Origin of the sequence: Acetivibrio clariflavus DSM 19732 (genome assembly GCF_000237085.1) — a bacterium.
Taxonomy (GTDB): domain Bacteria; phylum Bacillota; class Clostridia; order Acetivibrionales; family Acetivibrionaceae; genus Acetivibrio; species Acetivibrio clariflavus.
This window is the reverse complement of record NC_016627.1, coordinates 2110033-2124956: the sequence shown is the minus strand read 5'-3', so window position 1 is coordinate 2124956 and position 14924 is coordinate 2110033. Positions and strand designations below refer to the sequence as shown.

16 protein-coding genes and 1 other annotated feature are annotated in these 14924 nt (G+C 34.4%); of the genes, 15 read left to right on the top strand and 1 reads right to left on the bottom strand.

Features of this window, described 5'->3' with window-relative positions:
* The first annotated feature begins 43 nt into the window (after positions 1–43).
* The 15 genes from CLOCL_RS09025 to tyrS all read left to right on the top strand — a co-directional run bounded on the left by CLOCL_RS09025 (position 44) and on the right by tyrS (position 13348).
* A complete protein-coding gene (locus tag CLOCL_RS09025; RefSeq protein ID WP_014255044.1) occupies positions 44–553 on the top strand; it encodes a hypothetical protein in 510 nt (169 codons plus the stop codon).
* A gap of 274 nt (positions 554–827) precedes the next feature.
* Positions 828–1262 (top strand): HutP family protein, encoded by a 435-nt coding sequence (locus CLOCL_RS09020; RefSeq protein WP_027621518.1) that lies wholly within the window; start codon positions 828–830, stop codon positions 1260–1262.
* Between the two features lie 30 nt (positions 1263–1292).
* Positions 1293–1655 carry a chorismate mutase gene (gene aroH, locus CLOCL_RS09015; RefSeq protein ID WP_014255042.1) on the top strand — a complete coding sequence of 121 codons (363 nt, stop codon included), beginning with the start codon at positions 1293–1295 and terminating at the stop codon, positions 1653–1655.
* A 75-nt stretch (positions 1656–1730) separates the two neighbouring features.
* Complete coding sequence (cmk, locus tag CLOCL_RS09010) at positions 1731–2411, top strand: (d)CMP kinase (protein WP_014255041.1); 681 nt, start codon at positions 1731–1733, stop codon at positions 2409–2411.
* Entirely contained in the window at positions 2405–2995 is a 591-nt protein-coding gene (locus CLOCL_RS09005) for a lysophospholipid acyltransferase family protein (protein ID WP_014255040.1), read from the top strand. The genes cmk and CLOCL_RS09005 overlap by 7 nt, the downstream gene beginning before the upstream one ends.
* A complete protein-coding gene (locus CLOCL_RS09000) occupies positions 2996–5050 on the top strand; it encodes a bifunctional 4-hydroxy-3-methylbut-2-enyl diphosphate reductase/30S ribosomal protein S1 (RefSeq protein ID WP_014255039.1) in 2055 nt (684 codons plus the stop codon).
* Between the two features lie 491 nt (positions 5051–5541).
* Complete coding sequence (gene speD / locus CLOCL_RS08995) at positions 5542–5916, top strand: adenosylmethionine decarboxylase (RefSeq protein WP_014255038.1); 375 nt, start codon at positions 5542–5544, stop codon at positions 5914–5916.
* Positions 5917–6157: 241 nt separating this feature from the next.
* Positions 6158–6559: a nucleoside-diphosphate kinase gene (gene ndk / locus CLOCL_RS08990; protein ID WP_014255037.1), complete on the top strand. Its 402-nt coding sequence runs from the start codon at positions 6158–6160 to the stop codon at positions 6557–6559.
* A gap of 101 nt (positions 6560–6660) precedes the next feature.
* Positions 6661–7449, top strand: coding sequence for a CheR family methyltransferase (locus CLOCL_RS08985; protein ID WP_014255036.1), 789 nt, complete (start codon positions 6661–6663; stop codon positions 7447–7449).
* 313 nt (positions 7450–7762) lie between these two features.
* On the top strand, positions 7763–8050 hold the full coding sequence (locus CLOCL_RS08980) for a YkuS family protein (RefSeq protein WP_014255034.1): 288 nt from the start codon (positions 7763–7765) through the stop codon (positions 8048–8050).
* A gap of 273 nt (positions 8051–8323) precedes the next feature.
* Positions 8324–8773, top strand: a complete 450-nt coding sequence (locus CLOCL_RS08975) for an RrF2 family transcriptional regulator (protein ID WP_014255033.1) — start codon at positions 8324–8326, stop codon at positions 8771–8773.
* A gap of 114 nt (positions 8774–8887) precedes the next feature.
* Positions 8888–10069 (top strand): cysteine desulfurase NifS, encoded by a 1182-nt coding sequence (nifS, locus tag CLOCL_RS08970; protein WP_014255032.1) that lies wholly within the window; start codon positions 8888–8890, stop codon positions 10067–10069.
* Between the two features lies 1 nt (position 10070).
* Positions 10071–10523, top strand: coding sequence for a Fe-S cluster assembly scaffold protein NifU (nifU, locus tag CLOCL_RS08965; protein WP_014255031.1), 453 nt, complete (start codon positions 10071–10073; stop codon positions 10521–10523).
* 42 nt (positions 10524–10565) lie between these two features.
* A complete protein-coding gene (gene mnmA, locus CLOCL_RS08960) occupies positions 10566–11645 on the top strand; it encodes a tRNA 2-thiouridine(34) synthase MnmA (protein WP_014255030.1) in 1080 nt (359 codons plus the stop codon).
* A 70-nt stretch (positions 11646–11715) separates the two neighbouring features.
* Positions 11716–11963: a binding site (T-box leader), on the top strand.
* A 155-nt stretch (positions 11964–12118) separates the two neighbouring features.
* A complete protein-coding gene (gene tyrS / locus CLOCL_RS08955; protein WP_014255029.1) occupies positions 12119–13348 on the top strand; it encodes a tyrosine--tRNA ligase in 1230 nt (409 codons plus the stop codon).
* Positions 13349–13528: 180 nt separating this feature from the next.
* Here the strand turns inward: tyrS and CLOCL_RS08950 are convergent, their stop codons facing one another.
* The gene (locus tag CLOCL_RS08950; protein WP_014255028.1) at positions 13529–14329 is read right to left on the bottom strand and encodes a histidinol-phosphatase HisJ family protein; all 801 of its coding nucleotides are present in this window, start codon (positions 14327–14329) and stop codon (positions 13529–13531) included.
* Positions 14330–14924 lie beyond the last annotated feature (595 nt).

The following is a 14924-nucleotide window of genomic DNA, read 5'->3' as shown; positions in this document are numbered from 1 at the left end:
AAGATATTGATTACCTTAGGAATATATGGGGGAGATGATTATAATGAAGGTTATTGTATTTAGAGCCAGGAAAGAAAGAAAAAAAAGAAGTGAAATTATGGCGAAGAGATTGATAAACTTCGGCTTTGAGAAAATTCTTTTTTTTACATTTGTATGCTTGTTTATTGCTATTGTATTTATACAGGGAACATTACTTAACCCTTCGTTAAGAAGTTACCTTGTAAAGGATGATGATGTCAACGGAAGACCTTTAGGTGAGGAAGAATATTTGTACAAGGAAGGTGAAATATCTATTGCACTTTTGGCAAGTGAAAGCAATGAGGATTTGAAACTGCTGGTGAATGGAGAAGAAGTTGCCGTATTCAATCAAAATCTTGTTACCATTCCGGTAAAAGATGGAGATGTGGTAGAAGTCGATGGAAGCGCAACTGATCAGGAAGCATTACTTGAAATTATTTCAGCCAGTGAAAATTTATCAGGAGTGGAAGTTGGAAAAAGAATTAAGGTTAATTCCAACATAGAAGAAATAACTCGTATTTCAATTAAGGAATAAATTACGCTTATACCGTATAATTTTTTATTGTCTTGAAACAACTATTACTATATAATATATAAGGTGGTTTCAAAAAACGTAGGAATCTACATGTTAAAAAGAATTCTATTTATAGCATAATAAGTACTTTTATATAATAAAAATGATACTTTTCTCTCAGGCAGTAGTGTTTTTGAATTACAAATATAACTTGGGGATTGGTATTGGAAAGAAGCAGCAGGAAGTTTTGAAATCACTTGTTATGACACAACTAATATACGGGATGGATAAAAATATGAGTAAGGAACCACGCGATAACAAATCCTTTGGAAGTAAAGAGATAGCATCGGCAGCTATAAAAATTGCCTTAACTGCCGACAGGCAGGAGGAAAAGGCATATCAGAGCGATTTTCTTAAAGAAGGCATACATACTTGTGCCGTTGATTATGGAGGAGAATTTATAACCTCTGTTATGAAAATAGTGGAAAGAGCTGTAGTTTCCGCAAAAAGAGAGGGCGTTATTACCGAAAGTCATACTGAGGAAGGTGCAGTTGCAGGTGCTACAAGAGAAGCTCTGTCCCAGATAATGCCCAAGGCAATCGGACTGAATGTTGGAGGAAAAATTGGTATAGCAAGATATAAGAATCATATTAGTGTAGCTATATTTTTTGGAATTGGTTTGCTTCATTTGAATGAAGTATCTATAGGACTTGGCCATAGAGTTGTATAGTGTAGTATGGTATAACGGGAGGAAATGACTATGGTTAGAGCAATTAGAGGTGCTACAACTGTCGAAAATAATGATGCAGTTGAAATTCTAAGAGAAACTGAAAAATTACTTACAGAAATATATGAAAAAAATAAATTGAAAGAAGAAGACTTAATTAGTATAATTTTCACTGTAACCAATGATTTAAATGCGACCTTTCCGGCAGTTGCTGCCAGAAATCTGGGTTGGACAAGCGTTGCATTAATGTGTACCAATGAAATTCCGGTACCCGGAAGCCTTGAAAAATGTATACGGGTTTTGATGCATATAAATACCGATAAGAGAAATGATGAAATTAAACATATATATTTAAACAATGCTAAAGTATTAAGACCGGATATAGTAAGTGATTAATTTTTTACCGGAACTGCAATTAATGTTTATGTACATAATTATTATTACAATAAATTTAAATTCAGGAGTTTCAGAATGGATAGCAGCAAAAGGGTTAGTATTGCAATAGACGGACCTGCAGGTGCAGGAAAAAGTACAATTGCCAAAATGATTTCAAAAAAACTGAAAATTGTGTATTTAGATACCGGGGCTATGTACAGAGCTGTAGCTCTAAAAGCCATTAGACAGAATATAGATACACGTGATGAAGAAAAATTATCAAAATTAGTAAAGGATATAAATATAGAAGTCAGGCACATAGATGAAGAACAGAGAATATACTTAGATGGAGAAGATGTAACCAACTTAATCAGGACACCTGAGGTGTCTATAGGTGCATCTAATGTAGCAGTCGTACCGGAAGTAAGATTAAAGATGGTTGAAATCCAGCGTGAAATAGCTTCCAAATGCAGTGTTGTAATGGATGGCCGTGATATCGGCACATATGTACTTCCTAATGCAACATTGAAAATATTTCTCACCGCATCTATTGAAGAAAGAGCAAAAAGAAGGTATAATGAACAATTGTTGAAAGGTATTACTGATGTTTCCTTAGAAGATGTAAAAAATGACATCCTATACCGTGACAAGAATGACAGCAGCCGGGCTTTTGCACCTTTAGCAAAAGCTGAAGATGCTGTTGAATTGGATACTACTAATATGAGTATAGAAGAAGTAGTTAATAAAATATTAGGACTGATAGAGGACCAATGTTAATCAATATTTTTAGAGGATTTGTGACAATTGTTTTTGCGATTTTTTACAGAGTTGAAGTAATCGGCAAGGAAAACGTACCGGAAACCGGGCCGTTAATCTTATGTGCAAATCATAACGGCGAATTGGATATGTTTTTTATTGGCTACAAAATTAAGAGGCTGGTACGATATATGGCCAAGGAAGAACTTTTTAGAAACCCGTTGTTTGCCAAATTTATTACCTGGCTGGGTGCTTTTCCGGTAAAAAGAGGCAAAGGTGATGTAGAAGCTATAAAAACTTCTTTGCGCATATTGGAAAATAATGAGGTTTTAGGTATCTTCCCTGAAGGTACCAGGATGAAAAATAAAGATGCCAAATCGATTAGAATTAAACCGGGAGTGGCATTGATAGCACAAAAGTCTGGTGCACCGATTATTCCGGTAGCTGTTTCAGGAAGATACAGACCTTTCAGTAAAATAAAAGTTGTATTTGGCAAGCCATTTAGACTTGATTTGGAGAAGGATAAGAAATATACTAATAGTGAATTGGTTGAAATTGCAAAAGACATTATGTCAAAAGTATATGCTCTTATGGAGGAAAAATAGTTGGAAATTATTCTTGCAAAGTCAGCAGGTTTTTGTTTTGGAGTCAGTAATGCAGTAAAACTTGTTAATGAACTGACGGAAAAAGAAAAGTCAGGGATTTATACATATGGACCTATAATCCATAATGACCAGGTTGTAGAGCAATTGAGAGAAAAAGGTGTTGAGTCCATTGACAATATTGATGATGCAATACCGGGGCGACACATAGTTATAAGAGCTCATGGAGTTGCACCTCAAATATATGAAGATATAAAAAACAAAGGTTTGATACTTAACGATGCCACTTGTCCCTATGTAAAAAAGATACATAACCTGGTAAATAAAAAGTGTACGGAAGGTTATGATATTATAATAGTTGGGGATAAGAATCATCCTGAGGTAATAGGAATTAGCGGATGGTGTGAAAATAAGTCAAGTGTAGTTGACAGCATTGCAGACGTGGATAAGCTGGATATTAAAAACGACAAAATATGTGTCGTATCTCAAACAACATTGTCAAGAAAAAAGTGGGAAGAGATAGTGGAATATATTGAAAAAAAATACGGCAATGTTGTAAAATATGATACAATCTGCAGTGCAACAAGCAAGCGTCAGGATGAAGTTGATGAAATATCTAAAATAGTGGATATGATGATAATAATAGGGGGCAAACACAGCTCAAATACACAGAAATTATATGAAATAAGTAAGAGAAATTGTCCTCTGACATATAAAGTTGAAACTTCCGGTGATTTGCCACCGGTAGATATAAAAAAAATAAAAAAAATAGGTATTTCTGCCGGAGCGTCAACACCGGAATGGGTAATTGAGGAGGTTATAAAAAAAATGAGTGATTTAAACAATAAACAAAGGGTCGATATGAATGAACAAGAAACTGAAATGAATTTTGCGGATGCTTTCGAAAAGTCAATGGTAACTTTAAGAGATGGTGACGTTGTTACCGGGAAGGTCATCGGTTATAATAATAAAGAAATATTTGTTGACCTTGGATATAAATCGGATGGAATAATTCCTATTGAGGAATATACCGACGAACCTGACTTTAAAATTTCAGATGAAGTAAAAGTCGGTGACGAAATTGAAGTATATGTAAAAAAGGTAAATGATGGAGAAGGCAATGTATTGTTGTCTAAAAAATATTTAGATGCTTTAAAAGCCTGGGATGATATCGCAAAAGCTTACGAGGACAAGACGCCTGTTAGAGCTATTGTTATAGAAGTTGTTAATGGCGGTGTTATAGCAAGTGCAAAAGGTGTAAGAATTTTTGTTCCTGCTTCACAAATCAGCGATAAATATGTAAAAGATCTTAACGAATTTTTAAAGAAACCCATTAATGTAAGAATTATTGAATTCAATGAGAAAAAGCGCAAGCTTGTAGGTTCAGCGAGAGTTATTCTGGAAGAGGAAAAGGAAAAGAAATTAAAAGAGTTCTGGGCTAATGTTGAAGTCGGAAAAATTTATAATGGTGTAGTTAAGAGCCTTACAGACTTTGGTGCGTTTGTTGATATAGGAGGCGTAGATGGACTGATTCATAAATCAGAGCTTTCCTGGTCTAAAATTAAGCATCCGTCGGAAGTTGTAAAGGTTGGTGATAATGTTCAGGTAACTATTTTGGATGCAGACAAGGAAAAGGGAAAAATATCTTTAGGTTATAGAAAGACAGAAGACAATCCTTGGTATAAGGCTGCTCAGAAATATAAAGTTGGAGATGTTGTTAAAGTTAAAGTTGTAAGATTTGCGCCCTTTGGTGCGTTTGTAGAGCTTGAAGAAGGTATTGACGGACTTGTTCATATTTCACAGATTTCTACAAAAAGGCTTGCTAAACCTGAAGATGTTCTGACTGCCGGAATGATGGTGGATGCAAAGATTATTGAATTTGACCAGGAAAACAAAAAAATTAGCCTTAGCATTAAAGAAGTTAAACCTATAGATCCTGTTACAGAAGATACTTCTGCTCCAGCTGAAAATTCTGAAGGTGAGAGTGCTGAGGAGCCGACAGAGCATAAAGAAGAAATGGATGTTACATTAGGCGATATTATTAAAAAGGATGAATAATTGATTGACCGGTATTTAAGAAAAAACATCAAAGATTTTTGAACATGATTTATATTTTAAATTGAAATAAAGGAATGATTCATAAAATAAAATTATGAATTGTTCCTTTAATATTTTTATATTAAAATTTATTATTGTATTTTTATATTGTGATAAGGATTAAGTCTGTAAAATAAGAATAAGTAAACTGAAGTAATAGTAAAGAAATGTGAGATAATCCTGAAAAACATAAAAAAATACATAAATAGTATTGACTTTTGGGGTAAACGTGTTAAAATGAATTCTGTTGTAATTTTAAAAGCTTTATTACAAAGCTTGTAATAATTGAAAATAATATGTAGTTAATAAAAATTTATGTATTAGTCTTATTTGCCGATTATCGGCTATATTAAAACTTGCATATTGAGCTCAAGTTTAATATAAAACAATAACATGAGTTCAAAATAATAGAAAGGTTGTTGATATTTTTTATTTTGAAGGAGGAACTAAAAATGCATACTTTGGGGCGTCATATTCTGGCAGAAATTTATGGGTGCGATCCGTCAATTCTAAATAATCGCAGCCTAATTGAAAAAATTATGGTGGAGGCCGCACTTGAAGCTGGTGCTGAAGTTAGGGAAGTAGCATTCCACAAATTCAGTCCGCAGGGAGTAAGCGGTGTTGTGGTTATATCAGAATCACATTTGGCAATTCATACATGGCCCGAACTGGGTTATGCAGCAGTAGATGTATTTACATGCGGTCAAACAATAAATCCGTGGGATGCTTGTAACTACTTAACTGAGCATTTTAATGCTGAGCATATGACTGCAACCGAGGTGAAACGAGGTATATTCGAAGAACCTGTTAAAGTTGCAAACTTATAGTTTTAAAATAGATCAACAAAAAAACGTACATACTGTACGTTTTTTTGTCTTTAAATTCAGCCGGTCTTTTTTAATCTTTATTTTTTTATTGCATTATGCTAAAATAATCATATGATTTTCTTAAGTTTATTTATAGTTTCTGTTTTTTAAGCCATTTTTGCATGAAAGCTTGTCAAAAATATAAATTCTTAACAAACACAAAATGAAATCTAGCTTTTTGAATGACGTTAAAGGAGAGAATATGGAGAGGACATTAGTTATCTTAAAACCGGATGCCGTTAGAAGAAAACTCATCGGTGAAATCATTTCCAGGTTTGAGAAAAAGAATCTTACCATTGATCAAATGAAAATTATCAATATCGATAGGGAATTGGCACTAGAGCATTATGCCCATGTGAAGGGGTATTCTTTCTTCGAGGATATGATAAACTATATTACATCGGGACCGGTTGTAGTTATGATAATAAGCGGCGAAAATGCTGTAACTGCAGTTAGGAATTTGGTTGGTAAAACCAATTGCTTAGAATCCCCACCGGGAACCATCCGCGGTGATTATGGATTTCATAGGTTTGAAAATTTAATACATGCTTCCGATTCGGTAGAGAGTGCGGAGTTAGAGATAAAAAGGTTTTTTTCATCCTAATTTCATGGCTGTAAATGTTAATTCCATACATTTAGATTCAAAGTTGTGATAACAAATTTAAAAATATAGTTAAAAAGAAATTAAGAATGGAGAATGCTCCCATGCCAATGGATTATGAAGGCTTTAAAAAGGAAATATATAAAATTTCGGGCATTGACCTTAGTTCATACAAAGAAAAGCAGATGAAAAGAAGGTTGGACTCTCTTATAAGTAAAAATAACTTCAACGGTTATGCACAATACGTTGAGGAATTAAAGGTTAATAAAAAGCTGTATGATGAGTTTATTAACTTTATGACTATTAATGTCTCTGAATTTTTTAGAAATCCTGAACAGTGGATTAAACTGAAGACTAATATACTTCCTATGTTACTTAATTACAATAAAGATCTTAAGATATGGAGTGCAGCGTGTTCAAGCGGAGATGAACCTTATACTTTGGTTATGCTGCTGAGTGAATTTTTACCGTTGGAAAAGATAAAAATACTTGCAACGGATATTGATAAGGATATACTTGAAAAAGCTAAAAAAGGTGAGTATTCCGAAAAAAGTGTGGCAAATGTTCCTGCTGAATATATGAAGAAGTATTTTAATTTTGATGGGAATTTGTATAAGATAAAGGATGAGATAAAAAGGTGTGTTGAATTTAAACAGCATAACCTGCTGGCAGACCCATATCCCAAAAATTGTGATCTTATTGTGTGCAGAAATGTTTTGATATATTTTACTGAGGAAGCAAAAGTCGAAATATACAAGAAGTTTAACAATGCGCTAAAAGTAGGAGGCATACTTTTTGTCGGAAGCACGGAACAGATAATATTTTATAATAAATATAATTTTAGGCCTATCCAAACTTTTTTTTATCAGAAGGAAAAAGATCTGGAACAATAAAATAAATCTTATAGCGATATTCTGAAAGGAGAGACGCATGAAAAGAAGGATAATTGCCTGGTGTTTGTTAATTGGTTTTGTACTGTTACTGTTGAATATACTAATCTTTAAAAAATTTTTGCAAGCCAGTTTTTTTGTATATATTGTTATATGTGCATATTTTTTGATGACCAGAAATCAGAAAAGTTATTAATGGTTTTAAAAATTTTTACTTAATCATAAAAAGAGTAAAATGCAGCATACTGATATATTGAGGACTTAAGAATTTGTGTTGAATATTGATTCCACCTTCTGCTAATACTTATAGTAGGAGGTGGTTTTTATTGTAGTAGCAGTTCAACAGGGACTGGACGATATAAAATCCGGACTTAGAGAAAAAGGGTTTGAAGTGGTAGATTTAGAGACTTATAATTATCCCATTGATGCAATTGTATATGAAGGAAACAGTTTCCAAATTTCGTACATTTCAAGAAATAATATGCCTGAAATGACTATGGGAAAAAGAGGCAATTACGGTGTGTTTATAGTCAATTCTCTCGGAAAAACTATTGATGAGATAGCAGATATGCTTAATACAAGATATTATAGTCCTCTTTTTTAAAATAATACTGACTGAATTCTGTGAGAACACATGCAGTTTGTGAAAAGAATATTGAAGTAAATACTTATTTCGGATTGAACGCACGATAAATTTTCAACAGGTATTGTGCGTTCAATGGATTTAATATGTATAATAAATCAGGCACTTGTATTATAAAATAAAAAATCCGATTTTTTTGGTGTTTTTTATTAATTTTCTATTGACAAACTATTAACACAGTGCTAATCTTAGATAAGAATACCAAGTAAATTACTTGGAATTGGAGGACTGAAAATGAGACTATCTACAAAGGGACGTTATGGTGTAAAGTCCATGCTTGACCTTGCACTCCATGACGGCGAAGGTCCTGTGGCTTTAAAGAGCATTGCGGAAAGACAGGAGATTTCGGAAAACTATTTGGAACAGCTTTTTGCAACTCTTAAAAAAGCAGGACATGTTAACAGTGTGAGGGGTGCGCAAGGCGGTTATATGCTTGCCCATAGTCCTGAAAATATTACAATTGGGTCTATATTAAGGGCTTTAGAAGGTTCTTTGGCACCGGTTGACTGTGTGATTGAAGATGAACCTAATAGATGCTCAAAGTCCGATAAATGTGTTACCAAAATAGTTTGGGAAAAGATTAGGGATAAAGTGAATGAGGCGGTTGATTCCATTACTCTGGCCGACCTTGTTGAAGAATATAAAAAAGCAAATCCGGATGATGCTTATATATATTATATATAATCCCTACAAATTTACTGTGAATTATTGTTTTAAAGATAGATCTTTAGGGAATAAATAAAAAGAAAAGCTAATATATGGATTTTTATATAAAAAACTATGTAAGGAGCACTAATTATGGATAACAGGATAATATATTTGGATCATGCAGCAACAACACCTGTAAAACCTGAGGTTCTTGAAGAAATGTTGCCTTATTTTACAAATAAATTCGGTAATGCCTCATCGATATACAGTATCGGAAGAGAAAGCAAGAAAGCAATAGAAGAGGCAAGGGAAAGAGTTGCAAAAGCTTTGGGTGCTATGCCAAGGGAGATATTCTTTACAGGTTCCGGTTCTGAAGCAGATAACTGGGCAATCAAAGGAGTGGCTTATGCCAATAAAGCAAAAGGGAATCACATAATTACTACTGCCATAGAACATCATGCTGTGCTTCACACTTGCCAATACCTTGAAAGCGACGGCTTTGAAGTTACCTATCTTCCGGTGGATGAAAACGGATTGGTATCACCGGAACAGGTAAGAAAAGCAATTAAGCCCTCTACCACCTTGATAACAATAATGTTTGCCAATAATGAGATCGGTACCATTCAGCCAATAGCTGAGATCGGGAAAATTGCAAAAGAGCATAATATTTATTTTCACACCGATGCAGTACAGGCTGTCGGCAACATACCGATAAATGTTAATGAATTGAATGTAGACTTATTATCGCTATCAGCTCATAAATTCTATGGACCTAAAGGTGTAGGGGCATTGTATATAAGAAAAGGCGTAAAAATTACAAATTTCCTTCATGGCGGAGCACAGGAAAGAGGAAGAAGGGCCAGTACAGAAAATGTAGCCGGAATAGTGGGCCTTGGTAAAGCGATTGAGCTTGCAACAAATAATATTGAGCAGTATAATAAGAAATTGATTGAATTAAGGGACAGGACTATTGAAGAAATTACTAAAAAAGTACCTTTTGTAAAATTAAACGGTGACAGGTATAAAAGGTTACCGGGAAATGTTAATTTTTCGTTCCAGTTTATTGAGGGTGAGTCGCTTTTATTGATGCTTGATATGAAAGGTATCGCAGCATCCAGCGGTTCCGCATGTACTTCAGGTTCATTAGATCCGTCCCATGTTCTGTTGGCTATTGGACTTGACCATGAAACAGCCCATGGTTCACTAAGAATAACTTTCGGAGAAGAAAATACCCACGAGGATGTGGATTATCTGATGGAAGTACTTCCTGCGATAGTTCAGAGGTTGAGGGAAATGTCTCCATTATATGAAAAAGTGAAAAGAGGGAATTGATATGTATAGTGAAAAAGTTATGGATCATTTTATGAACCCCAGAAATGTCGGTGAAATAGAGAATGCCGACGGGGTAGGCGAAGTAGGTAATGCAAAGTGCGGAGATATTATGAAAATATATCTCAAAATAGAAAATGATATTATCAAAGACGCCAAATTCAAAACTTTTGGATGTGGTGCTGCCGTTGCCACAAGCAGTATGGCTACCGAATTGGTTATAGGCAAGACCATTGATGAGGCTCTTAAAATTACTAATAAAGCTGTTGCCGAGGCTTTAGACGGACTTCCTCCTGTAAAGATGCATTGTTCAAATTTGGCTGAAGAGGGTATCAAGGCAGCTATTGAAGACTATTTGAAAAAGACCGGAAGACTTAGTAAGGAATGTGAATCGGAAGTATGCGGAAGACGCTGTGACGATTTGCATCACCATTTAGATGAGGAAGACGATGACTAATCGATTTATTGATAAAAAATAAGGGGAAGGTTTAAAATACTGATGAGAAAAAAAAGTGTTATGATTGGTATGAGCGGCGGCGTTGATAGTTCTGTAGCAGCCGCTTTACTTTTAGAGAAAGGATATGATGTAATAGGTGTGACAATGCAGATATGGCCAGATGTGTCCGAAGAAACAAAGATCAAAGAAGGCGGATGCTGTTCACTTTCGGCTGTGGACGACGCAAGACTTGTGGCCAATACTTTAGGTATACCCTATTACGTACTTAATTTTAAAGATGTATTTGAGAAAAAAGTAATAAACTATTTTGTAGACGAGTACTTAAAAGGTAGGACACCTAATCCATGCATAGCTTGCAACAGGTATGTGAAATTTGAAGCTCTGCTTAAAAAGGCTGTGTCAATGGGAATAGACTATGTGGCAACCGGTCATTATGCTATCATTGAATACGATGAGAACAGAAAGAGATATCTTTTAAAGAAATCGGTTACCGATGCAAAGGACCAAACCTATGCTTTGTATAATCTCACCCAGGAACAGTTGGCACGAGTGCTTATGCCCATAGGTGAATACAGTAAGGATATTGTAAGAAAAAAAGCTGCCGAACTTGGGCTATATGTTGCTTCAAAGCCTGACAGCCAGGAGATATGTTTTGTTGATGATAATGATTATGGAAAATTCATTGAAGAGAATACCGATAAAAAAATAGTTCCGGGTTATTTTGTAGATACAAAAGGTAATATATTGGGTGAGCATAAGGGAATAATACATTATACAGTAGGACAAAGAAAAGGATTGGGTATTGCCTTGGGAAAACCCATGTATGTGGTTGGATTGGATGCTGAAAACAATACAGTAATTCTCGGCGAAGACACTGAAGTATATGGAAATGAATTGATTGCATATGATTTAAATTTTATTTCAATAGATACTTTGGAAGAACCGATGAGAGTAAAGGCAAAGATCAGGTATTCTGCAAAAGCTGCTGACGCATTGATTATACCCATTGAAGATGGTAAAGTAAAGGTTGTGTTTGATACACCGCAAAGAGCCATTACTCCAGGGCAGTCAGTAGTATTTTATGACGGAGATATAGTTGTTGGAGGCGGCATAATACAGTAGAGGCGGATTTCAATAATTCAAATTATTATTGTAAATTGCATACTGTTATGCTAAAATAATATAAATACTGATAAAGATTATGAAAGAGTGACAGTAGTTATCCATGGTTACATTAAGAGAGCAGTTCGGTTGGTGAAAGGGCTGCAGTACATGGATTAATGAAGTACCCTCTGGAGTTGCCTGCTGAAGGTGACAGTATTTACTGTACTGCTAGGCAGAGCCGGAAGCCTACCGTTATCCTGGCGGTGTATAATGAGGTACACTTATTGCTATGTGTACGAATTAAGGTGGTACCACGGGAGCTTTCTCGTCCTTAGGCAGGATGTGAAAGCTTTTTTTGTATGATGAAAATTTATAATTATTTCTAATTTATTTGCTATATGCAATCTATTTTAAAAAACGTAAAAAAATGAATTTCTATCTATGTTTTTGACGAAAAAACTGACTTATCAATATAATTTAGGAGGTATTCTATGTCAAGTGTTTTTGAAACATTGAAAGAAAGAGGTTTTATAGCTCAAATAACCCATGAAGAGAAAGTAAAAGAACTGCTCGAGAATGAAAAAGTTACTTTCTATATCGGTTTTGACCCAACGGCTGACAGTCTGCATGTAGGGCACTTTTTACAGATGATGGTTATGTCACATATGCAAAAAGCAGGACATAGGCCAATTGCCATCATCGGCGGAGGAACAGTCATGGTAGGTGACCCGACAGGGAAGACCGAAATGAGGAAAATGTTGACCCGAAAAGAAATTGAACATAATGCAAACAAGTTTAAAGAGCAGTTGTCAAAATTTATAGACTTTAGTGAAGGAAAAGCCTTAATGCTTGATAATGCCGACTGGTTGCTGGAATTGAATTATGTGAAGTTTTTAAGGGAAATTGGAGTACATTTTTCAGTAAACAGAATGTTAACTGCAGAATGTTTCAAAACCAGGCTGGAGAGAGGACTGTCCTTTATTGAATTTAACTACATGCTGATGCAGAGTTATGACTTCCTGAAACTTTTCCAGGATTACGGATGTATACTCCAGCTTGGAGGAGATGACCAATGGTCAAACATCTTAGGAGGAATTGATCTTATAAGAAGGGTTGAGGGCAAGGAAGCCTATGGAATGACTTTCACGCTTCTTACCAATAGCGAAGGTAAAAAAATGGGTAAAACTGAAAAAGGAGCCCTTTGGCTTGACCCGAACAAGACTACTCCTTATGATTTTTATCAGTATTGGAGAAACATAAATGACAATGATGTTATAAAATGTTTAAAACTTCTTACTTTCCTTCCTTTGAGTCAAATTGAGGAACTGGCAAAACTTAAAGATCAAGAAATAAATGAGGCTAAGAAAATTCTTGCCTTTGAGGTAACAAAACTTATTCACGGTGAGGAAGAAGCCATAAAGGCACAAAGTGCAGCAGAGGCTCTTTTTGGAAAAGGAGTAAGTTCTGAAAACATGCCTACTACAGAGATATCCTTTGAAGAAATAGGCAGCGGAATCAATGTTATAGATATTTTATTAAAGGCAAAATTAATTCCTTCTAAAACCGAGGGAAGACGTCTCATTGAGCAGGGCGGAATAAGCATAAACGATGAGAAAATAGCAAAAATTGACCATATTGTGAAGGAAGAAGACTTTAAGAACGATGAAATAATTATCAGGAAAGGTAAAAAAGTATATCACAGGGTCAAAATTGTAAGATAAAACTTAACATAGAAGTTTTTGTATTATTCCATGATAAAAAACTTCCGCTAAGAATTTTTAAACCTATCCTATCAAAATAGCGGAAGTTTTTTACTGACTAAATACTATTTAAAGTTCTGACCAATATATCCGATTTAGAAGGAGTAAAGTTTTCACAAACAATTGCCGGGGATTGATATTCTAGTTCAGCTTTGTGAATACGGGTTTTCTTTGCTCAAAGTGTGCAGTATAGGTAAAGCCTGATTTTTCTAACATTTCTTTGAGGTAGTCGAACTTATATCCGATATGTTCAACTTTATGTGCATCAGAGCTTGTACATATTATCTCACCGCCAAGTTCTTTATAGCGTTTGATTATGCTAAAATCCGGCATAGGTGAGCCTAAATTATATCTGAACCCAGAAGTATTAACTTCAATGCCTTTACCCATTTTAATTATTTGTTTCAGAATAGAATCCAAAAGGTCACTGTAATCATTATAGGCTAATGTCTTGTTGTCATAACAACCGTACCTCCTGATAAGATCAAGGTGACCTAAAACATCGAAATTTTCAAAGGAGTTCACGGTTTGAAGCACTTCTTCAAGATATCTTGTGTAAGCTTCCCTTTGAGTTTTGGATTTGCAAAAATCACCATTATGTAAATCCAGCTTGTCAACGACATGAACCGAGGCAATTACCAAGTCAAAATCATAAGAGTTAATTACATCTAAAGTACTGTCTATAACATGGGGTTGTATACCCACTTCAATACCTTTTAGAACCTTTATACGACTGTTGTAATGAGACTTTAAATTGTCCATGGCGGATGAATACTTGTCAAAATCAATCAAAAATACATCGTCATAATCCGGATAGTCATAGTCGAGATGATCGGTAAAAGAGATACCTTTTAAACCCATATTAATGGCGGTGTTTATGGCTTCTTCGCAGCTCATATCGCTATCACCGGAAAAACTGCTGTGTACATGACAATCAAACATATTAATTCCTCCGAAGTTAATATTGAATTTTTTTCATAATATTATTTATAAAGCAATAAAACATATAAGTCAAGAAACAAACAATATTCAAAAGTTATGAAAACTATAGCGGTATTTGTCTTATTACAAATACTTAATTTAACTTTACAGGTTTTATTAAGTATTTTAGTACTTACAAGTCCTAAATAAATCCTACTAAATGCCTATATCAAAATACTTGCATAACATAAAATAATTATATAAAATAAAAATATATAAGGTAAAATTATCCCTTTACTTTGCTTTTTTTTGTTAAAATTATAGCATATAGCTACAAAAGGTATGTATAGCAGTGCTTTTTAACATTACTGCTATTTATTATAATGTTAAAATGCACTTTGTTTGATTTATAAGTTATATTTTTGGTTAATGTCTTATCTGATGTTTTATACTTCTGAAATTATACTTTTAAGTCAGCTTATATGTTTTTCTCATTGTTCTTCTTGTAATGCACAGCTTTATCAATTATTCTGTTTGCTTTGGAGTTAATAATACTAAAACCTGTAAATTTCCCTGCAAAGTCTGCATAATGATTAATTTGTTTAGTTCCAACACG